The organism is Chloroflexota bacterium, from assembly GCA_013152435.1.
In the GTDB taxonomy this organism is placed as follows: Bacteria; Chloroflexota; Anaerolineae; order DUEN01; family DUEN01; genus DUEN01.
Genome location: JAADGJ010000106.1, coordinates 99,608 through 126,255, shown reverse-complemented (window position 1 = coordinate 126,255; position 26,648 = coordinate 99,608). Strand labels below are relative to the sequence as shown.

The window sequence follows — 26,648 nt, the reverse complement described above, 5'->3', positions numbered from 1 at the left end:
GCGCCGCCCTTTCGCGTGCGATGATCACCTGCCCTGGTTATTTGAGCTCTGCCATCTGCTCGGCCAGGATCTGGTTGGCCTCCTCGGTCAGCTGATCGAGGGTGCTCTGCACATCGGCCCCGTCGGCGATGGCCGCCATGGCCTCCCGCACCTTGTCCCGCACGAAGTCATAGCCCGGGACGGGCGGCTCGTACTTGCCGTAGGGCAGCAGCTCAAAGGCCGTCTTGTAGGCCGGGTTGGCCTCGAAGTAGTCCGTCAGCTTCTCCGCCGCGCTCTTGCGCACGGGGAAGTAGTTGCTGACCATGGCCCACTTGGCCTGTACGTCGGGGCTGGTGAAGTACTTGACGAAGATCCACGTGGCCAGCTCGCGCTCCGGCGTGGTCTTGGGCATGCTGACGCTGGCGCCGTAGATGTTCATGACCGGATCGGGCGTCACATGGGGGATGGCCGCCACGCTCCAGTCGAATTGGGCGCCCTCGCCCACGGCCGCGCGGTAGTAGGGCAGCCCGGAGCTGGAGCCCACCGTGAAGAGCAGGCGGCCCGCGCCGAAGTCCGTCTGGTCGCCGTAGCGCTCCGTCACCACGCTGGCGCACCCGTTGTTGAACAGGTCCTGGATGAAGTTCATGGCCGCGATGGCCGCCTCGCTGTTGTAGGTGTACTGGTTCTTCTCGTAGTCGAAGATGTCGCCGCCGAAGGCGAAGGTCCAGCTGGCGAAGCGCGAGGCGTCGATGCTCAGCTCATAGCCCATGCTGCCTTCCGCTGTCGCCTTGCTGAAGGGCTGCTGCACCGCCTTGCAGGCCATCTCCTTGAACTCATCCGGCGTGGTGGGCGGCCCATCGTATCCCAGCTCCTTCAGCCACTCGATGTTGTAGTACATCACCTCCATGGAGCGGTTGGGCGGGAAGCCCAGGCGCGCGTTGCCGAAGGTGGGGAAGATGTCCTGCTTGAAGAAGGCGGGGAAGAAATCGGCCTTCTCCTCCTCCGTCAGCCCCCACTTGGGGCTTTCAACCAGGGAGGTCATGTCCACCAGGGCGTCCGCCAGCTGGTATGTGGCCGCCTGGTTCTGGTAGGCCACCACCAGGTCGGGCACGTCCTCGGTGTTCAGGACGGCCAACATCTTGTTGAAGATGTCGCCGTAGTGCCCCTGGTATTCGGCAACCACCGTGATGTTGTACTCGTTGGTGTCGTTGAACTCCTGGATGATCTCGTTCAGGGCTTCCTCGCGCTGCCGGGAGTGCTGATGCCAGAAGATAATGGTCTGGCCGCTGGGGTCTACGTCGGCCCAGGGATCCTCTGGCCCTTCGGGGGCGGCCTCCTTGGCCGGGGCCTCCGCGGCGGGCTTCTCGGCCGGCGCCTCAGCCGGCTGCGCAGGTGCTGCCTGTGGGCAGGCCGTCAGGACCAGTGCAGCGACCGTTAGAACGACCAGCAACCACACACGTTTCCCTCTCATCTTATCTCTCCTTTCCGTAATGTAATGGGATATGGTGCAACCTCTCCGGAATCACCGACTCGCTGAATCGCAATGCTCGCCGTGGGCGTGGGCGGCACTGCTTCCGATCGCGCGTCGGTTCGGCTAAGCGGTTCGCATGCGAGGTCGTCGGCGCTCATCCCTTCAACCCCGATGTGGCGATGCCCTCCGTGAACTGTCGCTGGGTCAGGAAGTATAGGATCAGCACGGGGAAGATCGTGATCACCGCGCCGGCCATCTGCAGGTGGGTCTCCGGTCCCGCCTCTGTCACGAAGCTCCACAGGCCCACCATCAGGGGGCGCCAGGTGTCCCGGGTGGTGATCAGCAAGGGCCACAGGAAGGCGTTCCAGGCCCCGATGAACCCGAAGATGAGCACGGTCAGCACCGGCGCCTTGCTGATGGGGAGCACGATACGGATCAGGAAGCGCAGGTGGCCCGCCCCGTCCATGCGGGCCGCGTCCCACAGCTCCCAGGGGATCTGGGCGAAGAACTGGCGCAGCAGGAAGATGCTGAAGGCGTTGGCCATGAAGGGCACGGTCAGCCCGGGCAGGCTGTTCAGCCAGGACCCTCCGGGCAGGGGGACGATGTTCCCCCGGATGATGAGGAAGTTGGGGATCATCGTCACCGAGTCTGGGATCATCATCGTGCTCAGCAGGATGGCGAAGATGGCCTCCCGTCCCCAGAAGCGGATGCGAGCGAACGCGTATCCGGCCAGAATCGACGTGGTCAGCAGGCCGGCCAGCGTCGTGAGGGTGATGATGACGCTATTGACGAAGTATTTGGCGAACTTCGCCTCGGTCCACGCCTCCACGTAGTTGTCGAATTGGGGCTTCTTGGGGAGCCACTGGCGGTTGATCGTCTCGCCCAGGGTCATCAGGGAGGTGGATACCATCCAGAAGAAGGGGACGATGGCCACCACGGCGCCGAGGATCAGGATGCCATACAGCACGAGCCGCATCGGCCGCACGCGCGGCGCATGGCGCCGCATGCTCACGGGGACCAGCCGGCCGGGCGCCTCCTCCAGGGGCTGGACGGTATCAGCCATAGAAGACCCTCTCGCCGAACACCTTGTTTTGGGCCAGCGTCAGTCCCAGGATCACCAGGAACAGGAGGAAGGCCTCCGCCGTGGCATAGCCGTATTGGTTGGCCTTGTAGAAGGTATCGAAGATCGTGACGCTGGCCGTGTCCACCGTGCCCTGTGCGGAAGGCATCCGCATCACGTAGATGTGATTGAAGGCCTTGAAGGTGCCGATGAAGGCGATCAGGGACAGGTAGAACGTGACGGGGGAGAGGAGGGGCAATGTGATGTGACGGAATAGCTGCCAGCCGTTGGCGCCGTCGATCTCAGCCGCCTCGTAGAGCTCGCTGGGGATCGATCCCAGGCCTGCCAGGAAGATGACGGTGTTATAGCCCACGTAAGTCCAGATCCCGTAGAAGATGATGGACACCAGGGCCATGCTGGGCCCTGCCAGGAACCCTTCCAGGCTCCATCCGAACATCACCTGTGTGAACGGCTTGGGCTCGAAGAGCCATTTGTATGGTCCCAGCCCCACAAGGGAAAGGAGCTGATTGATCAGCGATGTCTCTCGGGGGCTGAAGATCGTGCGGAACACCACCGCCGTGGCTACCACCGGGGTGATATAGGGCAGGAAGTAGATCATTCGGAAGAGTTCCTGCCCCCGGATCTGCTGGAAGAGGATGTAGGCCAGCAGCAAGGCCAGCCCGATCTCAACCGGCACCGTCCCCAGCGCGTAGTAGAGGGTGATGCGCAGCGAGTTCAGGAAATCCTCGTCGCCGGCCTCCAGCATGCGCTCCCATCCCGAGGAGATGGCGAGCCCGGCCGCGATCAGGATCAGCGCGGCGAGGAGCTTCGCGATCAGCCTGCGATCGCTCTCCTCCTTAAAGGCGTTGTTCCACACGTAGTAGGCCAGGGCCAGTAAGGCGAATCCGGCTATCCAGATCAGCGCGCCGGTCCAGTCCCCGATGGCCTTTTCGTAATTGGCGAGGCCGATGAAGCCGCCCTTGCGCACGCGCCATCGGTGCAGGCTCATATAGAAGGCATAACCGATGGGGAACAGGCCGAAGATCGTGATGAGCAGGACAGCCGGCAGGATGAAGAGATAGCCGGTGATCTGCTCTTGTATCGCCAGCCATCGGAAGTGCTTGCGACCACCGCGTGGGAGTGTGGCAGAAGAAGCTGTCATAGCGGCCACCCGGTTCCCCCTGGTCCGTCAGGGTTTTCGAGAGCCCTACAGCCCGGCCTCGCTTCGGAATCAAGTATACCGTAGATACAGGTCGGCGTCAATCATTTGTCCTTGAGGAAAGTGCGTCTTTTCGGTGGAGATACGGCGAGGAGCCTTGGGGGGCGCAACCCCTCGAAGGGCATTCGCTTGTTCCCGTCCCTTACCCGCCTCGCCCGGCCTTATCCGTCCGATTCGGATCGGGAGAGAGCCGGTCCCGGGCTGAGGAGCTCCCAGGCTCCAGGTGGACGTGAGTCGATGGAAAGTCGTTTATGCTAAAATGAGGAACGAGGGCGTATGCAGGGGTATGCTGTAGCCAGAATAACCTATTGAGGTTAGGGGCTGCTTTGCCTATCTTGGGAGGAGGAGGGCGGGGTGTATACCCGCGCTCCGCAGGAGGGATTGGGCGGTTTCCCGGGTCCATGCCGGGGGATCGCCAGAGGGTTCGTTCACGTGCGCGATTCGGGGGCAGGGATCTCACGAATGGGACGAGGGCGAATACCACGGGAGGGTTGCCGGAGGAGGCTTCATGATACGGAAACTGATCGCAGCCATTGTGCTGCTTGGCTTATTCGTGACGATGGTGATCGCCGATTATACCCCCGACACGCCGTTGGGAGGCGCCAGCGCCTCCTTCTGGGGCGAGGCCCTGAACGACGCCGCCGCGACGGACGTCTCCGCGGCGGGGGATGTGAACGGAGATGGCTACGCGGACTTCCTGATCGCCGCGCCGGGGAACGATGAGAGCGCCGCGGACGCGGGGCAGGTGTACCTGTTCCTGGGCAAGGACGCCGGGTGGGTGCAGGACCTCTCCCTGTCCGCCGCAGACGCCTCATTCCTGGGCGAGCAGGCCAGCGACGCGGCTGGCTCCAGCGTGGCCGGCGTGGGCGACGTGAATGGCGACGGGTTTGACGATTTCCTGATCGGCGCTCCCAGCAATGGCGAGGCCGGGGCTGGGGCCGGACAGGCGTACCTCATCTTCGGTCGCGCCAGTGGCTGGGCTCGAGATGTGAGCCTGTCGACGGCGGACGCGTCGTTCTGGGGGGAGAATCTCGGGGATAGCGCCGGGTTCGACGTCGCCCCGGCCGGGGACGTGAACGGAGATGGACTTGCCGACTTCCTGATCGCCGCACCGACCTATGGTGGATCGGCTGGAAAGGTATATCTGATCCTGGGCAAGACCTCCGGGTGGGCGATGGATACCAGCTTGGCCAACGCCGACGCGTCCTTCATCGGCGAGAACGCGGGGGATCTGGCTGGGCAGTCCGTGGCCGGTGTGGGCGACGTGAATGGCGATGGGTTGGATGACTTCCTCATCGGCGCCTGGAAGAACAGCGATGCCTTCAGCGGCGCGGGGAAGGTGTATCTGATCCTGGGCAAGACGAGCGGTTGGGAGCGGAACGTCAGCCTGGCCAATGCGGACGCGTCGTTCCTCGGCGCGACCCAGGATGAGGCGGCCGGCCTTCCTGTGGCCGGCGCGGGGGATGTGAACGGCGATGGGTTCGATGACCTTCTGATCGGCGCCACCGGCTATGGGGATGGGGTGACGGTGCCTGAGGGCGCCGGCCGGATCTATCTCATCCTGGGCAAAGCCACCGGCTGGGGGGTCAATCAAAGCCTGGCCACGGTGGCCGCTGGTAGCTACGTCGGCGAGGATTTCTGGGACACGGCCGGGTCCGCGCTGGCCGGCGGCGGCGATGTGAACGGCGACGGGCTGGATGACTTCCTCATCGGCGCGCCGGAGAACTGGGAGGCCGACGAGGGGGCCGGGCAGGCGTACCTGATCCTGGGCAAGACCTCCGGATGGGCGGCGAACGTCAGCCTGGCCAACGCGGACGCCTCCTTCTGGGGCGAGCGCGTGGGGAGTCGGGCGGGCGCCTCCCTGGCCATGGTGGGCGACGTGGACGGCGATAGCTTCGATGACTTCCTGGTGGGCGCGGATGAGGATCATGAGTCCTTTGATGGCGCCGGCCAGGCGTATCTGTTGCTCTCCTCCTATGGGACGACCGTGGCCAGCCAGACGCAGACCATCCCCGGGGGCGATACTCCCCGTACGGACTTCGGGAGCACCAATGTACAGATCGACTTCTCGTCCGGGACGGCCGGCGATGTGACCGTGGTCAAACATCGCGAGGTGCCGGCTGACCTCGCCAACGCCGCGGCCGTCTGGTGGGAGATCACCACGACCAAGACGGACTTCGTGGCCACGCTTATCTTCTACTACGCCAACGGCGAGATCGCGGGGTTGGTGGAATCGGGATTGCAGCTGTATTGGCGGCCGGATGCTTCGTCCGCGTGGCAATTGGTGGGATCCCAAACGCTGGATACCATCTACAATAAGATCACGGCGACCGGGATCACCACGTTTGGCCAGTACGCCATGGCTGCCCCGCCTGAGCCGACGGCGACGCCTACACCCACGCCCACGGCCACCGCGACGCCCTCGCCTACGCCCACCCTCACCCCGACGCCCACGGTGACCCCCACGGCCACGCCGACATCGACCGCGACCCCTACTCCCACGGCCACGCCGACGCTTACGCCCACGCCCACCGTGACGCCCACGGCGACCCCGTTGAGCATGCAGCGGTCGCTGCCCCTGGGCTGGCAGCTCATCTCGCTCCCGCTGGCCGAGCCGGGCACGCCGGTGACGACCGCCTTGAGCTCCCTGGCGGGCAAGTATGACGTGGTCGTCACGTACGATGGTTGCACGGAGAGCTGGCAACGCTATGGCGTGGGGCTGCCGAGCTATGTCTCCAATCTCTCCTCGCTGGATCGTACCCGGGGGATCTGGATCCGGATCACGGGGGCCGATGCCGTGTTGCAGGCCAGTGGCGCCGAGCCGGCCAGCACTTCGATCCCGTTGTGTTCGGGCTGGAATCTGATCGGCTATCCTTCCCTGACCAGCCGGCCGATCACCGACACCCTGGCGTCGATCGCTGGAAAGTACACCGCGGTATACACGTACGATGGCACTACCGATCAGTGGCTGTCCTATCAGCCCTCCAACCCCGGGCAGAGCACGCTGGACACCATGTCGCCTGGCTGGGGATATTGGCTGTATGCGACGGAGCCTGTGACATTGACCATCACCAACTGATGTTCTCCGGCCTCCCGCCTGCATCGATCGGCGCCCCGTCACTGCATCATGGGGCGCCGATCGTTTTACCCTGTGTCCTGCTCACGATAGCGCGAGGACCATCGCCATCAGGGTCGGATCCTCACCTAACGGCGGCCGAACCGGCCAGGATATCTCGCTATCCTACCCCACACAGGTTGTGCCCCATCGCGTTCGGTGGTATACTTCTTGTGGCATTGCACGCCTGACAATGAAACATGCCTCGCCGGACATCCCTTTGTTCAACAGCGTGGTACCGGGGCGTCCCAAACATCGGTACTCCCAACAAGCAGGAGGTCAAGCCGTGCGTGTGTCCTGTCTCCAAGAGAACCTGGCGAAAGGCCTCTCCATCGTCGGCCGGGCGGTTTCCCCTCGCAGCACGCTGCCGGTCCTGGGGAACATCTTGCTGGCTACCGATCAGGCTCGCTTGAAGCTTGCTGCCACCGATTTGGAGATCGCGATCAGTTGCTGGATCGGCGCGCAGATCCAGGAGGAGGGCTCGACGACCGTTCCGGCCCGGCTCCTGACCGATTTTGTGAACTCCTTGCCGGCGGAGCGGATCGACATGGAGCTCAGCGTGCGCACTCAGAGCCTGCACATCCGCTGTGCGCGCTATGAGGCGAACATCAAGGGAATCGACGCGAACGAATTCCCGCTGATTCCCACCTCCGAGGGGAACGATGCCGTGGAGATCCCCGTGGGCACGCTGCGCAAGATGATCGACCAGGTGGCCTTTGCCGCCGCGACGGATGAGAGCCGTCCCATGCTGACGGGCGTGCATGCGCGCTTCCAGGATGATCGGTTGACCCTGGCCGCCACCGACGGGTTTCGCCTCTCGGTGCGCCTGACCCAGCTCAGCAAGCCGGTGCCCGAAAACCTGGCGGTGATCATCCCGGCGCGATCCCTGCAGGAGATCGCCCGGATCAGTGGGGATGCCGACGACCAGCATCCCGTGCAGATCCAGGTCGTGCGCGCCCGCAACCAGGTGCTGTTCCATCTGCAAGGCAAGGCCGACGACGCGGAGAAGGGCGGCTTCCAGCAGGTCGATGTCGTCTCCCAGCTGATCGATAGCCAGTTCCCGGATTATGAGGCCATCATCCCCAAATCGTGGACGACGCGCACGGTGATGGATACGGCAGAGTTCCTCAAGGCCGTTCGTGTCGCCTACCTGTTCGCCCGGGAGGCGGCCAACATCGTGCGGTTGCAGATCGCCCCGGGCAGCTCCGATCGCCCTGGCGTGCTGACCATCACCGCGACCTCTCAGGAGTACGGCGATAACGTGAGCGAGGTCGAGGCGTTGGTGGAGGGGGAGCCCATCGAGATCGCCTTCAACGCTCGCTATCTGATCGATGTGCTCAGCGTCATCGATACCTCCCAGGTGGCACTGGAGACCACGCGGTCCAGCGCTCCGGGGGTGATCCGCCCGGTTGGCGTGGGACCGGAGGAGTTCACGCACGTCATCATGCCCATGCACATCAGCAGCTGATCCCTCGCGAGGCTCGCACACACGGGTTTCGCTTTGGCCCTCCGGGAGACGGAGGGCCTTTCTCAACCCGCTGGGGTCGTATCCCATGTTTTCGTGTGGCGCTGGCGGGTGATCATCCAACCTTCCACTTGGAAAAAGGCCGTGCGACTGCACCATCTGTCTTTGGTGAACTACCGGAATTACGTCCGGTTGGAGCTGGATTTCCCCTCCCGGATCACCCTGCTCCAGGGGGCCAACGCTCAGGGGAAGACCAACCTCCTGGAGGCGATTCACTACCTGGCGACGGGGAGGGCGCCTCAGGCGGGGGCGGAACGGGAGCTGGTGAATTGGCTTGCCCTGGAGGATCTGCTCCCGCATGCCCGGGTGGCCGCGGAGATCACCCACGATCACGAGAAGGAGAAGCTGGAGATCACCCTGGTGCCGGTGAACGGCCCGGGGCGCCAGACGAATTTCCGCAAGCAGGTGCGTATCAACGGCGTCGCCCGGCGTGCCCTGGACCTGGTAGGGCATCTGCGCGTCGTGCTGTTCGTCCCACAGGACATCGAGTTGGTGGCGGGTCCCCCCGGCCACCGCAGGCGCTATCTGGACGTCGCCCTCTGCCAGATGGATCGGGCGTATTGCCGCGCGCTGGCACGATACAATCAGGTGCTGACCCATCGTAATGCGTTGCTGCGCACGCTGCGCGAGCAGGGCGGTCCCCCGGGGCAGCTGCGGTTCTGGGACGAGCAGCTGGCGGAGCTCGGCGCGCATCTGATGGCGAAGCGCCAGCGGCTCGTCTTGGATCTGGACGTGGAGGCTCGGGCGCGACACAAGGAGCTGACGGAGGGGCGCGAGCGGCTGCAGTTGCGCTATCTCCCCAGCTTCGACCCCACCCTCCCATCCCCGGTGGGTGGACAGCCTCCTCTGGACCTGGAGATTGAACGCGATCCGGTGGCCCTCTTGTCGGATGTGGACGAGCTCCGGGAGCGCTTCGCGGCCCATCTGGAGGCCAGCCGGGAGCGCGACGTGGCCGCGGGCATGACACTGACGGGGCCACATCGGGACGATTTGCGCTTCACGGTGGGCGGGCACGATCTGCGCGTGTACGGGTCCCGTGGGCAGCAGCGTACCGCCGCCCTGGCGTTGAAGCTGGCGGAGGTGCAGGTGATGACCCGGGAGACGGGGGAGCCACCCGTGCTGCTGTTGGATGACGTCATGTCCGAGCTGGACGCTACCCGCCGTCGAATGCTCCTGGGCGCCCTGGAGGGGGTGTCCCAGGCCGTGGTCACCACGACGGATTGGGGTGACTTCTCCCCCGCATTTCGAGCGCAGGCTCGCCTGTTGCGTGTCTCGGATGGGAAGATCGAGGAGCTCTCTGCGGAGATGGCGGAGGCGCACGCTCGGGGATCATAGCGGCTTACGCACGGGCACGCCCGGCCGACGGGGGAAACGGTCCGGCGTGGCGCGCTCCTTCCACACCGCGACGATGAAGCGATCCTCCGCCAGATAGGGGACCTCCACCGGGATCACGCGGTGCAGATGCCCTCCCAGCACCGCCAGGGCCCGTTCTGCCGCCATGACCTCCTTGGCGACGGCCGGACCTTTCTGGGCTAGGAGCCATCCCCGGTGGCGTAGAAACGGGAGGGTCAGCTCCAGGAGCGGTCCCAGCGGGGCCACCGCCCGGGCCAGCGCCAGGTCATAAACCTCCCGGTGCTCCGGCTCGTGGGCCAGCTCCTCCGCCCGGCCGTGGATAGCGGTTACATTCTGCAAGTTCAACTCGGCGATGACGTGCTCCAGAAACCGCACCTTCTTGGCCGTGGCCTCCAGCAGTGTCAGTTCCAGGGCCGGCCAGACGATCTTCAAGGCCAGCCCGGGCAGCCCGGCCCCGGTGCCCACGTCGATGGCTCGCGCTGGTATCCCCGGCCGCACCGCGCCCTCGTGCCCGGCCAACTCGGCCAGCGCGCTCAGACAGCTCAGCGAGTCCAGGAAGTGGCGTACCTCCACCTGCTCCGGGCTGTCGATGGCCGTCAGGTTGAATCGCTGGTTCCATTCCAGAAGCAGCGCGCGATAGCGCTGAAAACGCTCCAGTTGGGCCTCCGTGAGGGGAATGCCCATCTGCTGCGCGCCGCGCTTGAGTCGTTCCATCTCTTGAGCCATGGTGGCCAGATTATAACAGACCTTTCGATGAACGCAGAAAGCCCCGGTAGCATCGCGCGTAATCGTGCCGATGTGGAAAAACGATCGTCTACGGTTACGTGCAGGGTTGCTCAAGCTCCCCCATCGTGATCATTTCATACCGTGACCAGGAGCATACGATGACAGGAACGAAATCCCCTCATGTGGCGATCGTCACCACCGGTGGCACCATCGCCATGCGCTATGATCCCCAGGCGGGGGGCGGCGTCCCCGCGTTAGAGGCGGAGGATCTGATCCGCTTCCTGCCTGATCTGCCGGTGACGTTGGAGAGCACGGCCGTCTGCAATCTCCCGGGCCCACACATGACCCCAGAGACCATGTGGGCTGCCCGGGAGGTTGTAGCCGGGCTGCTGGCTCGTCCCGATGTGGACGGCGTGGTGGTGACGCATGGCACGGACACGCTGGAGGAGACCGCCACGCTTTGTGACCTGACGCTGGACAGCCCCAAGCCGGTGGTGTTCACCGGCGCCATGCGCCACGCCTCGCAGTTGTCCTACGACGGCCCCGCGAATCTGGCCGCGGCCATTCGCGTGGCCGCCTCGGCGGAGGCGCGCGGCCTGGGCACCCTGGTCGTGTTGGACGATACGATTCACGCCGCCCGTCACGTGACGAAGACGCACACGCAGGCGCTGTCCACCTTCCGCTCGGGACAGTTCGGCCCTCTGGGCGTGGTCGACGCGGTGGGGATTCACATCGCTCAGCGGGTCACCCCGAGGCCGGTGTCCTGCCCGCGGTTGGAGCCTGATGTGGCCCTGCTGATGCTGGCGGCGGGCGTCTCCCCGGAGCTGTTCGAGTATCTGATCGGACGGGGGGTAAAGGGGATCGTGCTGGCGGCCATGGGGGGCGGCCGCGTGCCCGTCTCCTGGCTGGAGCCCATCACGAACGCCGTGCGGCAGGGTGTGCCGGTCGTCATCGCGACGCGAGTGCCGCAGGGCCGCGTGGGGGATCCGTACGGCTTCCCTGGGTGTTACAGCGATCTCAGGCGACGGGGGTGCCTCTTCGCCGGGGAGCTAAACGCGCCAAAGGCCCGCATCGCGCTCATGGTGGCCCTGGGAGCGGCGGATGGCGATCTGGAGCGGATACGGGAGATGTGGCCTTCCATGGTTGGGTGGCCCGTAGGATAGGCTGCGGGCCTGGAGGGAGTGATCGGCTGCGGGCGGGCTCGCGCTCGTCTGATCTCCGACGATGGTGGGGACGACGTCGAAGTGGAAGCGACGCTGGAAGCGCCGCAGGAGCCGCAGGATGGGGCGTCCGAACACCAGGATGAGGACGGCGTTGCCTATCGCTCGCCACAGGTCCCATCCCAGAGAGGTGACCAGATAGAAGAGGGCGTAGCGTCGCGCCGTCTCGGCCAGCGTCATGCCCGGCTGCCAGTAGATCGCCGATTCGCCCGGCTGAAAGAGGAACGGCCAGAACCACAGGTTCATGATGGCCCCGAAGATCAGCCCCAGCAGGAAGCCCCACATGGCCAGGATGAGGACCTCCAGACGAGGCCGTGAGCGCAGCCATCGGCGGGGGAGCCCCGCGCTGAGAAGCCCCATCCACCCGGAGGCGAACATCTGATAGGGCAGCCAGGGCCCCACGCCGCCGCCCAGGAGCGCCGAGGTCAGGAGCGCCAACGTCCCCAGGAGGAATCCGAACGTCGCTCCGTAGGTGTATCCGGCCAGGATGGGGAGGAAGAAGATGGCGGAGAAGCCCTGCGGCCCTGGCAACGCCCGCAGGGCCGCGCTCACGGCTGTCAACACGCCCAGCACGGCCGTGGTCTTGGCGCTCATGCCGCCAGCCGTCAGGTTGGCCAGCACGGCGCCCAGGCAGATGATGACCAGGACGCCCAGCACGAAGGGGGCATCCTGGGCGTGGGCCATGGGCGACTGCGCGGCGGTCTGCTCCGGCGTCGCAAAGAAGGGGGACAGGAAGGCGATCACGCCGACCAGGGTGGCGGCGACGAGGATGCCGGCGTTCAGCCAGCGCTCCCGGCGGGTTCGGCTCATCGTCCCATCTCCGGGGGGATTGGCTCGGCCGCCCGGCGCCGCTCGATCGCCTGTAGCACATCGTCTACCGTGACCAGTCGTGGATCCCGGAACAGCTTGTTGACCTGGGAGGCGAATACCAGCGAGTCCGACATCACCTCCCGGGCCGGCCCGTCCACGATGATCTGCCCCTCAGCCATCAGGACGACCCGGTCGGCGCACCGTGCGACCAGCTCTACATCGTGGGTGGCCATGATGATGGCCTTGCCCATCGCACGCAGCGCCTGAAGGATCTCCACAAGGCGCTCCTTTTGCGGGTAGTCCAGCCCTCGCGTGGGCTCATCCAGGAGGACGACGTAGGGATCTCCGACCAGGACGGCGGCCAATGCCACCCGCTGTCGCTCGCCGCTGCTCAGATCGCGGGGGTACCGGTCCGCCAGGCTCCCCAGGCCCAGTTGCTCCAACAGCCGGAGATCTTCGTCGGGGGCCTGTGGCATTCCCTGGCTGCGCCGGGTGAAGGCCAGCTCTTGTGCGACCGTGTCGGCGAAGAGCAGCGCGTCCGGATGCTGCGGCACGTATCCCACCCGCTTGGCCAATTCGTGAGTATCCACGTAGCGAGTATCCAGTCCGGCCACCACGACCCGCCCTCGGTGGGGCTTCAGCAGCCCTACGAGGTGTTTGAGCAGCGTCGTCTTCCCGGACCCGTTTCGCCCCATCACGGCGACGAACTCGCCCGGGCGTACATCCAGGGAGACATCGGCCAGCGCGGGCGTTGTGTCGTAGGTGTGCCAGACGCCTCCGGCCTCCACGATGGGGCTGTCCTTACGCTCGGAAGGCGGGACAGCCCGCGATGCGTGCTCTCCCAGGGCGCCCAGGCGGCGGGCGAAGCGCCGTCCCTCCTTGATGGTGAGCGGCAGCGGCTGCCAGCCCAGGGCCTTTCCCAACGTGACCAGCGGCGGGGTCAGATCGACCTGGGCCAACACCTCCTCCGGGTCGCCCAGGATGGGAGGGCTGCCCTGGCCGGGAAGGTACAGCACGCGATCGGCGTACTGTACCACGCGCTCCAGCCGATGCTCGGATAGGATCACCGTGAGCCCCAGATCCTCGTTGAGCTGGCGCACGGCGATCAGCACCTCCTCGGCCGCCTGCGGGTCGAGCTGGGAGGTGGGCTCGTCCAGCACCAGGATGCGCGGCTGCAACGTTAACACGGCGGCGATGGCCACCCGTTGTCTCTCGCCGCCGGAGAGCGAATGCACGCGACGGTATCGGAGCCGCGCGATGTCCAGCTGGTCCAGCACCTCCTCCACCCGCTTGCGCATGAGGTTCTGCGGCAGGGCGAAGTTCTCCGGGGCGAAGGCCAGCTCGTCCTCCACCGTGTCCACCACGAACTGGGCCTCGGGGTCCTGAAAAACGAATCCCACCAGATCGCTCATGCCGTGGGGCCCCACGGCCACTGGGTCCCGCTCGGCGACGCGTATCCGCCCGCTGAACCGGCCACCGTAGAAGTGGGGCACCAGGCCGTTGATGCAGCGCAGGAAAGTGGACTTCCCCGCGCCGGACGGGCCGATGACCAGGAGGAACTCCCCCTCCTCGATGCGGAGGGACAGGTTCTGCAACACCGGCCGCGAGGTGTCAGGGTATTGGTAGCTGACCTCGTCGAAGGTGATCATTGGGCTCCTCTGCCTCGGTGGTGGAAAGCGCTACCCGGCCACGCCATCGGCCACATCTCGCAGCGGATGGCGGCGGGTGTCGCCGGACCGCTCGTGCCGGGCCGCCTTGTGCCGGCCGTATGCGATAACCGCCGCGGGAAGCGCGGGCACGAGCATCAGAGCGCACAGCCAGGGTCGGATGTCGGGCTGCAGGCCGAAGGGTGGATAGGGGTAGTAGATCAGCGCCGCGTGGTCGATGAGGCGCGTGGCCAGGATCGCCGATGCGGCCAGCAGGCTGGCCGTGGTCACCAGCGTGTCCCATGGGCGCCAGAGCCATCGGCGGTAGCGCGTGCGCGGCGCCTGGCGCCCGATCGCCCAGAAGATGCCGATCAGTCCGCCCAGCGCGATGGAGATGAGAAGCCCGGACTCGAATCGGTACGCGCGCCAGTACCCGTATGCGAAGAGCCCAAACGCCAGCAGAATCAGGAGCGTGAGGGTGAGCGCCCCGATGGCTGTGCGATTCGCTCGACGGCGCGTGGAGGCGCCAAAGCCGCGCGCTTCCATGGATTCGGCCAATTGGATGGCGCGCTCCAGTGCGGTGGTGAGCAGCGGGATGAACAGGGGGAGCAGGTCGCGCACACCGCGGAAGCGGTGCCCGCGTATCTCCTGCGCCTCCTTGATCTCCTGGACCGAGCGGATCATCTGTGGCACAAAGGTGATGGCGATGGCGGTGACCACGCCGGCCTGGAAGAGGGCGGCGGGCACCAGGCGTAACAGGCGTCCGGGGTCCAACGCCATGTGGAACGTGATGAACGTGACCAGGATCGTCAGCAGGCTGAGCCCACTGGCCAGGCCGTATGCCGCGGCTTCCAGGGTGATCGGCCCGCCGATGACGGGCCAGCGGGTGGGCAGCCGGAAGATCACGGTGGCGCCGGCGTGGACGGTCAGCGCGTTGAACAGGGTCGTGAACAGCCACAGGAGGACCGCCAGCCGGATAAGGAACTCCCACCCGCGATGCTCCGGATGCTCCCGGGCCAGCGTGCGGTAGGTCAACCCGACGGCCAGCAGCAGCACGCTGAGGTAGATCGGGTTGCGCGTGAGCAGCGCGGGCGCGGCGGTTGCGGCCAGCCAGGCCAGCCAGGTGTAAGGGTGGAAGCGAGGCGTTCGTCGGGTGGGTTCAGGCAAGATCGGGTTCCCTCCTGTCGGGGGCTTTATCCCTCGCGGCGTCGCAGGAACAGGCTGACGGCTCCCAACGCGGCCGCGCTGAAGATCCCCACCAGCCCGAAGGCCAGCAGCCGGAGGACCTCCGACCGGGTGACCCGCGAGCTCACGGCCTCCGGTCGCTGTCCGGCCGTCGTGTCGCCGCGGGTGGGTTGCGCCTCCTCCGGGGGCGCGGTGGGGCTCGCCTCCGCCCCGCCGGCCGACAGCGGCATCGTCGTGATGGTCTTGGTCGTGGGAGTCGCCTGGGGCTCCACCTCTTCGCTCTCCGCCGGGAGAGGCGTTGGCGTGGGCACGGCTGGCGTAGGGCTGGACTCCGCTACGGAGGTCGGGCTTGCCTCCTCCGTGGGCGTCGGCGTGAATGTGGGGGTGGGGGGAGGCGTTGGCGTGGGCGCGACGGTTGGCGTCGGCAGGGGCGAAGTGGTGTGAAGCGCCGTGGTGGGTGTGGGCGTTGGCAGGGGAGAGGTCCCCTGGAAGGCGGTCGTGAAGGTGGGCGTCGGCTGCGTGGCCGACGGCCGCACCTTCACGCTGACCAGGCGCTCCAGCTCCCCCGTCGCGTGTTGGATCTGCAAACGATAGCTGGTGCTGACCGCCGGGCAGACCTGGCGGTTTCCCGAAGGGCTCACCACTTCGCCATCCAGGAAGACCTGCTGGGCTCCCTGGACTTGCCATCGGATCCATGTGCATTGGCCCTCGTCGATCTCCTGGTCGTCCGCGGTGAACGTGATCTGCACCGGGACGGGGGTGTCCGTCGGTGTGGGCGCGGCGCAAAGCTCGTCGAAGGTATACACGGGCGGCGGTTGGGCCGAGAGGTTGATCTCTCCCTGTCCCCAGCGCCATCCCTCCACGTCGCCATCCCGCACGGTGTAGTTGCCCGCGCCAAGCTGGGAGTACTCCCACTCCCCGTCCCGTAGGTGCCAGTAGGACCAGTAGAGGCAATCTCCCCCCTGACACTGGCAGAAGCAATCCTGTACGGGATATGTGCAGCCCACGTCTTCGATGCTGCAGATGGCCGCCCCCATGTTCGACGTGAGGTCGGCGTTGAAGTTGAGGCCGGAGCGGGCCAGCACCTCATATCCGGAGATCTCAGGCTCATCAAAGGTCACGCAAGTGGTGACCGTGCGGTCGGGGAATTGCACAACCAGGCCCACCCGGTGGGGAGCCCCCTGGGTGGCGGCCGGCCCGACGGCGACCAGGGAGACGAAAAGGATCAGGAGCGCGACCGCGCCGATCCGGATCGTTGGGTGAAGGGAGGTTCTTGATCGGTTCATGGTCACGCTCCTGTATCCCTCAGCTCCGGCGGCGGCGCGCATATCCGACCAGGCCGGCCAGGCCGCCTCCCACCAGCAACAGCGTCGTCGGCTCCGGTATCTGGACCGGCGCCTGGGCCATGGCCAGCAGCTCCGCGAAGGTGTACACGGGCGGCTTGACCACCGGGTTGTAATTCGCATCGAACCCCGTCCAGGCGAACCCTTCCACATCGCCGTCGTTGGGCGTGTATCCCGCCACGCCGACGGTAGAGCTCTCCCAGTCCGTGCCGGCGGCGTTCAGATGCCAGTATCCCCAGAAGTGCGCCGGGTCGCAGAAGCAGTTGTCGGCGGGGCATCCGTCGTTCCCGATCTTGCAGACGGCGGGGCCGAAGCCGGAGTCCGACCAGACCAGATTGATGTTGGCCGCTTGCAGTACTTCGAAGGTGGTCGCGTCGGCTGGAACCGTGACGACCTCGGTGTGGACGGAGCCGTCGCTGTATCGGATGACGAGGCCGACGCGTTTGGTCCCGTCGGCCGCGCCGACGGCCAGGCTGCTGACCGCCAGCAACAGCAGCACGAGGGCGGCTACGAGGTAGATCCGATGACGAGGCAGTGTGCGCATCTCTCATCCTCCTGATGAAATGGATGGGTTCCGGATGATGTCGGGCAGAAGTACCCGGATGGGAAGGGAGCGATCGCCGGGCCAGCCCGGGCTTAGGGCCGGGATGATGTCCAGGGTGGCCAGCAAGTCGTCCTGGGGCTGGTCGGGCAGATATGCGAAGGCCCCCGAGGGCTGCTGCAATCTCAAAAGGAAGGTCAAGGCGGTCGGAGGAGTGTTGGCAAAGGGTGGGGCGAGCGGGTTCACATCGGCCGCGATCAGCCCGGCCAGGGCCATCGCCGTGGCATTCCCGTCGCTGGTGGTCGCGATCGCGCCCCACGCCCAGCCGCCGTCCTCCCGTTGGCGGGCGGCCAGGTAGGCTACGGCTTTGGTGATCGCCGGGTGATCGGCCGGGACGCCCGCGGCTCGCAACGCCCGCATCACCTGGCCGGTGGTATCCACGTCGCTGGCGGATTCGGGCTTGCCGAATTGCCACCCCCAGCCACCATCGGGCTTCTGGCGGCTGATCAGCGCCTGGATCGCCGCGGCCGGGACAGAGGCCCCGACCCGTGCCAGCCCCTCCACGGCCAGTGCGTGGTAGAATCCCTGCGTTGGGTTATACAGGCCGGTGGACGGGTCATAAAGGGCGTCCAATTTGGTCACCAGCGCCGACACGGTGGGATCGGTCGTGGTTTGTCCGGCAGCGCCCAGCGCCCGGAGCGCTTTGCCTATGCGCCCGGCGTTGGTGGCCTGTGTCTGGGAGAGCGCCCTCAGCGCGTCCAGCAGGCTGCGCCCCGCCGGCGTCCAGGCGGGATCGGACGGGTCCTCGCCGGCCAGGGCGATCCCGTACACGACGTCGGCGGTGCTGGTCAGCACGCCAAAGGAGCCATCCGCCTGCTGTTGGGTGTGCAGCCAGGTGATCGCCCTGGCGACCGCGGCCTGTCGGACGGAGGCCGTGGTCGGAGGCGCCTCGCCTGAGCTGACTGGAAGGCTCCATCCCAGCGCGGCGAGGACAAGGACCACCCACCAAAATGATCGCTTCACCATACGATTCTCGCTCGTTAGCGTTACGCCGTCCTTTTCCACTCGCGTCTCCTCGCGGCGCCATCCCCTCTTTTCCAGCCCGCACCTGTCATTCTCGGCCTTTCCACGGGGACCTGGCCGAGGCCCGGCAGGTCGACGGCGGCGGGAAGCCCTCTCCGGGGGGCTTCGCTCCTCTGGGCCTCCCCGTAGCGGGAGCGACAGGGCCTCTCGGAGGCGCCCTCAACATGAGAAAAGCTCCTCCACCCTTCGTGGCGGAGGAGCTCGCATAGCGTTACAAACCCCTTGCCGGAGCCGACAAGGGGTTGGAAATGCGACTTCTGTCGCTCTCCCGCCCCCCTTTCGCTCGAAGGTGGGCCGAGAACTTCAGCAGAGGCGGGCGACCTGGCTCTCCTGCTGCCGCGGTGGGCGCAGGATTACAGTTGCGGGACAGCGCCGGACTCTCACCGGCTTCCCCCCTTAGACCCTAGCATCCGGGCGTCGGGTACCTCTGCCGCCGTGGGTTATTCGGTTGACATGAGTATAGCACCGTGGAGATGGGATGTCAACTCAGATGGATGGCCTCTGCCGGTCGGCTGGATGACGGCGCGAGGGCGGGCGGCCGGTGGGCTCATGAGAGATCACGGTTCAGTGTGGCCAGGAACTCGCGATTGTTGCGGGTGCGCGCCATGCGCTCCAGCACGGGGATGATCGGCTCCTCGCCTGCCTGACGCAGGGCGTCCAGCATGCGACGCATTGTCCACACCCGGCTGAGCGTCTCCTGATCCAGGAGGAGCTCCTCACGGCGTGTGCCGGACCGCTCGATGTCGATGGCCGGGAAGATGCGGCGCTCCGCCAGGCGACGGCTCAGGTGGAGCTCCATGTTGCCGGTGCCCTTGAACTCCTCGTAGATGACGTCGTCCATGCGGCTACCGGTGTCCACCAGACAGGTGGCGATGATGGTCAGGCTGCCGCCCTCCTCGATGTTGCGCGCGGCGCCGAAGAATCGCTTCGGCGGATAGAGCGCCGCCGGATCGATCCCGCCGGAGAGCGTGCGGCCGCTGGGCGGCTCCACCAGGTTGTACGCTCGCGCCAGCCGGGTGATCGAGTCCAGCAGGATGACGACGTCTCGCTTGATCTCCACCAGGCGCTTGGCGCGCTCCAGAGCCATCTCCGCCACCCGGACGTGATTCTGGACCGGCTCGTCGAAGGTGGAGCTGACCACCTCGGCCTGTACCGAGCGATCCATGTCCGTGACCTCCTCCGGACGCTCGCCGATGAGGACCACCATGAGGTGGATATCGTTGTAGTTCGTGGTGATGCCGTTGGCGATGCGCTTGAGGATGGTGGTCTTCCCTGCCTTGGGCGGTGATACGATGAGGCCGCGCTGTCCCCGGCCGATCGGCGCGATCAGATCGATCAGGCGGGTCGCCAGGATGTTGGATTCGGTCTCCAGCTTGAGCTGCTGATTGGGGAAGATGGGCGTCAGCCGCTCGAATTGCGGGCGTTGCTTGGAGACCTCCGGATCGAGCCCGTTGACCGCCTCGACCTTCAGCAGGCCGTAGTATTTCTCCGTCTCCTTCGGGGGACGCACCTGCCCCACCACGAAGTCCCCCGTGCGCAGGCCAAAGCGGCGGATCTGCGATTGCGAGACGTATACATCCTCCGGGCCGGGCAGGAGATGGTCCGAGCGCAGGAAGCCGATGCCGTCGGAGACGATCTCCAATACTCCGCCGCCGAAGATGTATCCTTGCTGTTCCGCGTTGGCCCGCAGCAGGCGCATGATGAGATCATACTTCTTCAGACGAGTGTAGCCGGTGATCCCCATCTCCCGGGCCATCTCTTGCAGTTCGTCCAGTGTCCGAGTTTCCAATTCTACGATGTTCACTTCCATACCTCTCTGCGATAATCAGACTGAGTAGATGTCCGATCCCTGCCCAATACACGCGCGGACGCGACTCTAGACACCAGAGGCTCCGAGCCCTCGCGTCGCGCTCGTCTATGAGTCTTTAGTGACCGAAGCTGCGAGATATGGTAACGATAGCCATATCTCAGCGATCAGGCATAAACGATCAGATTTCGAGCTGGGAATAACGCCAATAGAGGGGAGCTTAGTCCGGCGAGGTCGGAGCGACAGCGGTCAGGGGCAACTCATCTATACGCCCCGGCTCGCACACGCCAGATATCGTGGGACACCTATGCGGGGCCCGTAGGCAACCCGCTCCCCAGGCGGTGGACGGCATTACCATTATAGCACCCATATACAGCGCCGTCAAATGCGGTTGGAAGGTCAACAATGCGTTCATTTATCCTATACTGTAAAGGATCGGTGATTTCGCACATAATGCAATGTGGGAGAAGATGGTGACCCAGGCCGGGCTCGGGCGGGGACCGGCGGATCGGCGGCCCTGTGAAGGCGGAGGCGTGAGCGTGGGTGGTGCCGGGCTAAGGGCGCGTGTCCTCGCCCTCGTCAGAGGAGAGGTCATGGGCCAGGATCAGCACGGGGCCGCACAGATGGGCGCCATTCTGCGGGCAGGGAGGATCGAGAAAGCCACAAGCGCGAAACCCCGCTTTCAGATAGGCGCCGATGCCCACGTTCCCCGGATCTACCTCCGCCAGCAGGCGTGAGATCTTGTGCTCCCGGGCAAATGCGATGGCTCGCTCGATGAGCCGTGTTCCGATGCCCCACCGGCGATGGTTGGGCAGGACGAACACGCGACGGAGCCAGGCCTGATGCTCCGATCGCCCGATGACCACGTCCACGTATCCGACCACCTCGTCCCGGTCCAGCGCCACGATCAGCGCTCCATCGGGCATGGACTCGTTCACCAGGAGTTCACGTTCGGATGCGTCGTACATCTGCTTGAGCTGCCGCACGGCGGCAGCTTGCTCGGGCGTGGCCAGCTTGTAGCGGATCGCCCGGGCTCGTTGCCATTCGCGCAGCGCCTGTCGGTGGGTCCAGAACGCGATCTGGTCATCCGGTGGGAGCGAGTCCGGCGCGAACCAGGCCACCTCGGTCGCATCGTCTCCCGCATGGAGCGTCCCGCCCACCACGTGCGCGGCGTAGAGGATCAACACGCCCCGTGATCCGGTATCCTTGCCGAACGAGTACACGCCGATCAGCCCGTCCAGCTCCACCTCCAGCCCGCTTTCCTCCCGGGTCTCCCGGATAGCCGCCTCTTCGGCGCTCTCATCGGCCTCCACGTAGCCCGCTGGGAGCCCCCACAGCCCCTTCCCCGGCTCCACCCCGCGTCGGACCAGGACGATGCGCCCGTCCTGTTCCACCAGGGTCCCGGCGGCCACCACCGGGTTCATGTAATAGATGAAGCCACAGGCGGGACATACCGGGCGAACGCGATCGCCGACCTCCCGTCTCTCCAGGCGGGTTCCGCATTGCGGACAGAAATTGGCTGACTGCATACGACGCGCCCTCCTACCCCATTCTCGCGCCACTCGGCCGGTCTGGCAAGCGCCCTAGGGGGCCATACGGGGCTTTCTCAAGCTCGCTGCTGAAAACACCTGGCAGATCGGCTGGGGTTGTGGTATGATCTCCTTACTTTACGTCGTGGAGGGTGTCCATGCGCGTGCTGGTCCTGTCCGATATCCATGCGAATCTGGCTGCCCTGGAGGCCGTGTTGGCGGATGCTCAGGAGCTGGGCTATGATGAGACTTGGTGCCTGGGCGACATCGTCGGCTACGGGCCGGACCCCAACGAGTGCATCGAGCGTTTGGGAAACCTCCCCGGCAGGCTCGTGTGTGTGGCGGGCAATCACGATTGGGCGGCCCTGGAGCGCTTGAGCGTGGACGATTTCAACCCGGAGGCCCGCCGCGCGGTGGAGTGGACCCGGGCGGAGCTGACCGCCCGTCATCGGGTATGGCTGGAGGGGCTTCCAGATGATCCTCAGGTGCTCGGGCGGTATACGATCACCCATGGCAGCCCCCGGGGACCGATTTGGGAGTATATCCTCACCCCCAGTATCGCTCAGAGCAACTTCGCTTACTTCTCCACCCCCTATTGCCTGGTGGGACATACGCATGTTCCCGTGATCTACCGGCTGGCCGAGGGAGAGGAGGAAGGCCAGCGTTGCCAGGCGTTGATCCCCGCCCAGGACCAGTTCATCCGGTTGGAGGGCCCCCATCGGTTGATCTTGAACCCCGGCAGCGTGGGGCAGCCACGGGATAGCGACCCCCGGGCCAGCTATGCGTTGCTGGACACGGAAGACGACATCTGGCTCTATCGCCGATTGCCGTATCCCATTGAGCTCACCCAGGCGAAGATGCGCGAGGCCGGGCTGCCCGAGCGGTTGATCGCCCGCCTGTCCTATGGCTGGTGAGGGAACCTGGCGACCGGGCGCGGCGTCTCTGAAGCGTGATCTTGTCGCTTTCGATCCGTGCGGCGAACAGGAGGGGATCATGAGACGCGCGATTCTGCTGTTGGGCGTAGCCCTTTTCTTGTTGATCTCCTGCGCGTCTTCCCGGGAGGTTGAGAGATTCCGGGCGCCGGCCCCGGCTGTGCAAGAGGCCTCGCCCGCGGCCCCGGCCGGTGGTGCGATGGTGGCCGAAGGCGAGATGATCGCCGAGAAGACGGCCGCGTCGGGCCAGGATCTGGGCCCTATGCCTCGCATGATCGTCAGGCGCGCCAGCCTGAGTCTCATCGTTCAGGACACCATGGCGGCCATGGAGGAGATCCGCCGATTGGTCGAGGAAGTGGGCGGATACGTTTCCGAGTCCAACGCCTACCGCGTCGGCGAGCAGATGCAGGCCAGCGTGACCGTGCGCGTGCCGGTATCCGAGCTGGACCGCGTGTTGGAGCAGATCAAGGACATGGCCGTGCGGGTGGAGCATGAGCAGACTTCCACCGAGGACGTGACGGCGGAGTACACTGACATCGAGAGTCGATTGCGCAACCTGGAGGCCACGGAGCAGGAGCTCCTGGCTTTGCTGCGAGAGGTTCGAGAGCGGCCCAACGCCACCGCGGAGGATATCCTGAGCGTCCATCGCCGCCTGACGGAGGTGCGGGAGGAGATCGAGCGGCTGAAGGGACGTCAGCAATATCTGGACAATTTGGTGGCGTTGGCCACCATCACCATCGAGCTGATCCCGGACGCGCTCTCCCAGCCGGTGATCGAGCCCGGCTGGCGCCCTTTACAGACCTTACGTAGCGCGTTCCGCGCGCTGGTTCGCGCGTTGGAGCGCCTGGTCGATTTGATCATCTGGATTGTCGTGTTCGTTGTGCCCATCTTGACCCTGATCGCCATCCCATTCGTGTTGTTGCTCTTGCTGATCCATTGGCTCCGGCGACGGCGCCAGCGATAGCGTTGGGTTCCATAACGAAGCCCCGCCGGCCGGCGGGGCTTTTTTCGTGGCCGTTTCGGGGGGGGTGTGGTGGAAGATGGCGATGCTGAGCGTGTGTCTGAAAAGTGCGATAGGAACCACCAAGGCACTAAGACCCTAAGAGTGTGTCTGAGAAATGCCGTTGCTTCTGCCTTCGACCTGCCTGGCCTCGGCCTGAGTCCTTCGGGAAGGGCCGAGAGAGGCAGGTACAGGCCGGAAAAGTGGGATTTTCGTGGAGGGGACCTCCCCTCCACACTTCCCCCTGTGGAGCTGGTCGTTGAGGGAGACCCCTCAGACATCTTGCCGGTAAATTTTCAGACGCGCTCTGAGAGTTCCGGCCGGGCTCGAGCGGGTGGGGGCAGAAGGGTGAATGTTCCCGGAGGGGCTCTGATTTACCCGGGCTGCTCGCGTTGCAGTTGATTGTACATCTCGAACCAGGCGGCCATCTCTGCGTGCCGTTGTGCGCGTTCTCGGGCCGCCTGTCGCGCCCGGAATGCCTCCACCCGGCGCAGGATCTCCGCCTGCACCTCACGAGGGTTGGGGACGAAGACGAAGTCGAACATGCCCATCTCGGCGGCCGTCTCGATGGTGACGTTCCCGTATCCCAGGATGTAGGCGATCGGATTGGGGATGTCCGACGTGACGTTTTGGATCATGCCCAGGCCGGCCTCCCGCCGATCCTCGGCGAAGAAGAGGGGCTTCCTCTCGATGTCGATGATGCGGTCGCTGGTCACGATGTACTGGTCATTGCGCCAGTCCTCGTATTCCCACAGCAGCCACATCGCCGCCAGCATCTCCAGCAGGATCACCCCAAACCACAGCCCCGCCATGGACTGGCCGATGGGCAGCATCCCCCCGAAGCGATACAGAAGCCAGCCCACCACGGACACGGCGATCAGCGTGATCAGCGGCCGGGAGATCCTCATAAGCAGGTTCACCGGATGCTTGCGCCAGATGACCTGGTCCCCCACCTCCTCGCGCACGGCGAAGATGCGGAGTCGCGGGCGCCACCGGCGCCACCAGGGCTTTCTCTGAGGCTGCTCCTCAGACGATGGCGGCTCCTGTGGTATGGCCGAGGAGGGCGTCACCGGCGGGATCCCCAGATCCAATCGCTCCTCCAGCTCACGGCGGATGCGCTTCCAACCCGCCGCCCTGGCCCCGGCGAGGGCTCGCGCCCTGCGCTCCTGGATCAGCTCCCGTATCGCCTCCGGGTTAGGCACATAGCGGAATTCGATCCGGCCCTCTGTGGCCGCGGTCTGGATGATGAGATGCCCGTATCCCAGCAGGTTCGCCCACAGGTATCGGATCACGCTGATGTCCTGGATCTTCTCCAGCGGGGCGCCAATGCGACGTTCCGAGACCAGGATCACGCGCTCCTGGTGGATGATCCGCCGCGTGGTGACGATCAGCCAGTCGTTGTTCCAGTCGATGACATGCCAGATGATGTAGCCCAGCAGAATGATCGTCCCCAGGAGGACGGCCAGCTCGAATGCGGGCTCCGCGTGTAGCCCGAAGGCGACGCCCAGGAGGATCAGCAGGCCGACGAAGATCAACGAGGCGAACGCGATCCGCTTGACGAGGGACCACCAGTGACGCCTGGTGCGGAACAGTATGGTCTCCTCCCCCTCCTCGCGCATCTTCGCTCTGTGTCGGATCTTCTCCCTCGTCTCCTCACGGAGGACCAGCTTCCGCTCCGCGTCCGGATGTCCCTCCAGGAAGCGCCTGAAGTCGTCGTGGTGGAGGACCAGCCAATCGGTCGGCGTGAGCGACTCCACGGTGGCATCGCGGGTGTCCTTCAGGATCAGCGAGGTCTCGCCGAAGGCGTTGCCCTCGACCAGGTAGTTGCGCAGCTGCTCTCGCCCGTCCTCGTCCGCCACGCGCAGGACCGCCTCCCCGCGGTCGAGGATGTAGAACGCGTCGCCGGGATCGCCCTGCTGCGTCACCGTTCTGTAGGCCGGATAGTGGTCCCAGCACACATATCCAGCCAGAGCCTCCAGCTCCGCGGGGGACAGCCGAGAGAACAGCCTCACCTCGTGCAGGCGCCGGATGATATCTGGCGGCCGATTCAGGATCTCCTGCACGCCCGGGAAGGCAGAACGCAGCCAGTCGAAGTCCTCATGGGTCAGGCCATAGAGGGTGGCCCTCGTGACGGCCCGAGCCGTCTGGGCGTAGCGCACCCCCAGCGCTCTGTGGCTGCCGAAGTAGTGCCCGGCTGTGAGCACCATGTGTCCGGCCGCCCTCCCATGGATCGCGACCTGCCCCTGGTCGATCAGGTAGAGGGCCAGCTGTGGGGGGCGTCGGTCTGTGGAGGAGGGGCCGACCTTGGTCGTGCTTCGGGGAGGGGAAAGGATCATCTCGCCGGGCTCCGCGTCCAGGCGCTCGAACAGGTCCACGACCCAGCGCAATTGTTCGTCTGTCAGGCTGCCCAGGAGCGGCATGGCGCGCAGCCGGCGCACGATGTCCGGTCTCAGCAGCCGCTCGACGATCTCCGGGTATTTCGCCTGCAGACGGGCGAAATCAGAGGCTGGCAGGCGTAGCAATGTGCTGGGGCGCACCGTCTCCGCCGTGGAGAGCCGCACATCCCCCTTCAGGAGGCTGCGGAAGCCGAAGGCCTGGCCGGCCCTCACCGTGCGGCGGAAGATCTCCCTGCCTCCCGGGTCCATCCTCCAGACGACCACCTCACCGTCCAGGAGGAAGAACGCCGCAAGGGCGGGATCTCCTTGTGTGAACAGGCGTCGCCCGCCGGCTTCCTTGACCACCTCCCCGACCTCGGCGATCTCCTGCAGCACCTCGTCCGGGAGGCCCTGAAAGAGGCGGAAGCCCTTCAGGCGTTCCAGGATCTGTTCTGTGTCCATACGTGGCACCGCCGTTTGGGTTCAAAGCGGCTCGTTTATCCATTTAATTGTACCACAATTGGGTGCGGGAGAGAAGCGTTGTTTGGGCGTTAACAGGGCTTTTTCAAAGGCCGGGGAGGGGAGGCCGCTCCTCTGAGAGTGTGTCCGAAAAATGCGATGGGAACCACTAAGGCACTGAGACCCTAAGATAGAGAAGGCGGAAGTGCACTATGGAGAGCCCACGAGTGTAAGAAGCAACCTCGATATTTTTATGCTCTTCTTGGTGTC

General features: G+C 65.5%; 19 protein-coding genes and 1 riboswitch. Of the genes, 6 read left to right on the top strand and 13 right to left on the bottom strand.

Going from position 1 to position 26,648, the window contains the following annotated elements; all coding sequences use genetic code 11:
• Positions 1–37: 37 nt before the first annotated feature.
• The 3 genes from GXP39_15290 to GXP39_15280 form a co-directional block, all read right to left on the bottom strand.
• The gene (locus tag GXP39_15290; protein NOZ29398.1) at positions 38–1,450 is read right to left on the bottom strand and encodes an ABC transporter substrate-binding protein; all 1,413 of its coding nucleotides are present in this window, start codon (positions 1,448–1,450) and stop codon (positions 38–40) included.
• Between the two features lie 154 nt (positions 1,451–1,604).
• Positions 1,605–2,513 (bottom strand): carbohydrate ABC transporter permease, encoded by a 909-nt coding sequence (locus tag GXP39_15285; GenBank protein NOZ29397.1) that lies wholly within the window; start codon positions 2,511–2,513, stop codon positions 1,605–1,607.
• The gene (locus GXP39_15280) at positions 2,506–3,672 is read right to left on the bottom strand and encodes a sugar ABC transporter permease (protein NOZ29396.1); all 1,167 of its coding nucleotides are present in this window, start codon (positions 3,670–3,672) and stop codon (positions 2,506–2,508) included. Before GXP39_15280 ends, GXP39_15285 begins: the two co-directional genes overlap by 8 nt.
• Before the next feature lie 565 nt (positions 3,673–4,237).
• Here GXP39_15280 and GXP39_15275 point away from each other — a divergent pair.
• The 3 genes from GXP39_15275 to GXP39_15265 all read left to right on the top strand — a co-directional run bounded on the left by GXP39_15275 (position 4,238) and on the right by GXP39_15265 (position 9,704).
• Positions 4,238–6,808 (top strand): hypothetical protein, encoded by a 2,571-nt coding sequence (locus GXP39_15275; GenBank protein NOZ29395.1) that lies wholly within the window; start codon positions 4,238–4,240, stop codon positions 6,806–6,808.
• 322 nt (positions 6,809–7,130) lie between these two features.
• Entirely contained in the window at positions 7,131–8,312 is a 1,182-nt protein-coding gene (gene dnaN / locus GXP39_15270) for a DNA polymerase III subunit beta (GenBank protein ID NOZ29394.1), read from the top strand.
• Between the two features lie 141 nt (positions 8,313–8,453).
• A complete protein-coding gene (locus GXP39_15265; GenBank protein NOZ29393.1) occupies positions 8,454–9,704 on the top strand; it encodes a DNA replication/repair protein RecF in 1,251 nt (416 codons plus the stop codon).
• Here the strand turns inward: GXP39_15265 and rsmG are convergent.
• The gene (gene rsmG, locus GXP39_15260; GenBank protein ID NOZ29392.1) at positions 9,699–10,448 is read right to left on the bottom strand and encodes a 16S rRNA (guanine(527)-N(7))-methyltransferase RsmG; all 750 of its coding nucleotides are present in this window, start codon (positions 10,446–10,448) and stop codon (positions 9,699–9,701) included. The two genes, GXP39_15265 and rsmG, sit on opposite strands and share 6 nt — an antisense overlap.
• A 158-nt stretch (positions 10,449–10,606) precedes the next feature.
• On the opposite strand from rsmG, the gene GXP39_15255 reads away from it, so the two are divergent.
• Positions 10,607–11,611 (top strand): asparaginase, encoded by a 1,005-nt coding sequence (locus GXP39_15255; GenBank protein ID NOZ29391.1) that lies wholly within the window; start codon positions 10,607–10,609, stop codon positions 11,609–11,611.
• On the opposite strand, the gene GXP39_15250 is transcribed toward GXP39_15255, so the two are convergent.
• The 8 genes from GXP39_15250 to GXP39_15215 form a co-directional block, all read right to left on the bottom strand.
• A complete protein-coding gene (locus GXP39_15250; protein ID NOZ29390.1) occupies positions 11,498–12,478 on the bottom strand; it encodes an ECF transporter S component in 981 nt (326 codons plus the stop codon). The two genes, GXP39_15255 and GXP39_15250, sit on opposite strands and share 114 nt — an antisense overlap.
• The gene (locus GXP39_15245; protein ID NOZ29389.1) at positions 12,475–14,127 is read right to left on the bottom strand and encodes an ABC transporter ATP-binding protein; all 1,653 of its coding nucleotides are present in this window, start codon (positions 14,125–14,127) and stop codon (positions 12,475–12,477) included. The genes GXP39_15250 and GXP39_15245 overlap by 4 nt, the downstream gene beginning before the upstream one ends.
• A 30-nt stretch (positions 14,128–14,157) precedes the next feature.
• A complete protein-coding gene (locus tag GXP39_15240; GenBank protein ID NOZ29388.1) occupies positions 14,158–15,291 on the bottom strand; it encodes an energy-coupling factor transporter transmembrane protein EcfT in 1,134 nt (377 codons plus the stop codon).
• Positions 15,292–15,317: 26 nt separating this feature from the next.
• On the bottom strand, positions 15,318–16,595 hold the full coding sequence (locus GXP39_15235) for a hypothetical protein (protein ID NOZ29387.1): 1,278 nt from the start codon (positions 16,593–16,595) through the stop codon (positions 15,318–15,320).
• A 19-nt stretch (positions 16,596–16,614) separates the two neighbouring features.
• Positions 16,615–17,196 carry a PEP-CTERM sorting domain-containing protein gene (locus GXP39_15230; GenBank protein NOZ29386.1) on the bottom strand — a complete coding sequence of 194 codons (582 nt, stop codon included), beginning with the start codon at positions 17,194–17,196 and terminating at the stop codon, positions 16,615–16,617.
• A 3-nt stretch (positions 17,197–17,199) separates the two neighbouring features.
• Positions 17,200–18,219 carry a hypothetical protein gene (locus GXP39_15225; protein NOZ29385.1) on the bottom strand — a complete coding sequence of 340 codons (1,020 nt, stop codon included), beginning with the start codon at positions 18,217–18,219 and terminating at the stop codon, positions 17,200–17,202.
• 350 nt (positions 18,220–18,569) lie between these two features.
• A riboswitch (cobalamin riboswitch) is annotated at positions 18,570–18,720 on the bottom strand.
• A 103-nt stretch (positions 18,721–18,823) separates the two neighbouring features.
• Positions 18,824–20,086 carry a transcription termination factor Rho gene (locus GXP39_15220; protein ID NOZ29384.1) on the bottom strand — a complete coding sequence of 421 codons (1,263 nt, stop codon included), beginning with the start codon at positions 20,084–20,086 and terminating at the stop codon, positions 18,824–18,826.
• Positions 20,087–20,637: 551 nt separating this feature from the next.
• A complete protein-coding gene (locus tag GXP39_15215) occupies positions 20,638–21,612 on the bottom strand; it encodes a GNAT family N-acetyltransferase (GenBank protein NOZ29383.1) in 975 nt (324 codons plus the stop codon).
• A 158-nt stretch (positions 21,613–21,770) separates the two neighbouring features.
• Between GXP39_15215 and GXP39_15210 the strand changes: the two genes are divergently transcribed.
• Positions 21,771–22,526: a metallophosphoesterase family protein gene (locus tag GXP39_15210; protein NOZ29382.1), complete on the top strand. Its 756-nt coding sequence runs from the start codon at positions 21,771–21,773 to the stop codon at positions 22,524–22,526.
• Positions 22,527–22,605: 79 nt separating this feature from the next.
• Entirely contained in the window at positions 22,606–23,508 is a 903-nt protein-coding gene (locus tag GXP39_15205) for a DUF4349 domain-containing protein (protein NOZ29381.1), read from the top strand.
• Positions 23,509–23,918: 410 nt separating this feature from the next.
• On the opposite strand, the gene GXP39_15200 is transcribed toward GXP39_15205, so the two are convergent.
• Positions 23,919–26,381, bottom strand: coding sequence for a cyclic nucleotide-binding domain-containing protein (locus GXP39_15200; protein ID NOZ29380.1), 2,463 nt, complete (start codon positions 26,379–26,381; stop codon positions 23,919–23,921).
• Between the last annotated feature and the right edge of the window lie 267 nt (positions 26,382–26,648).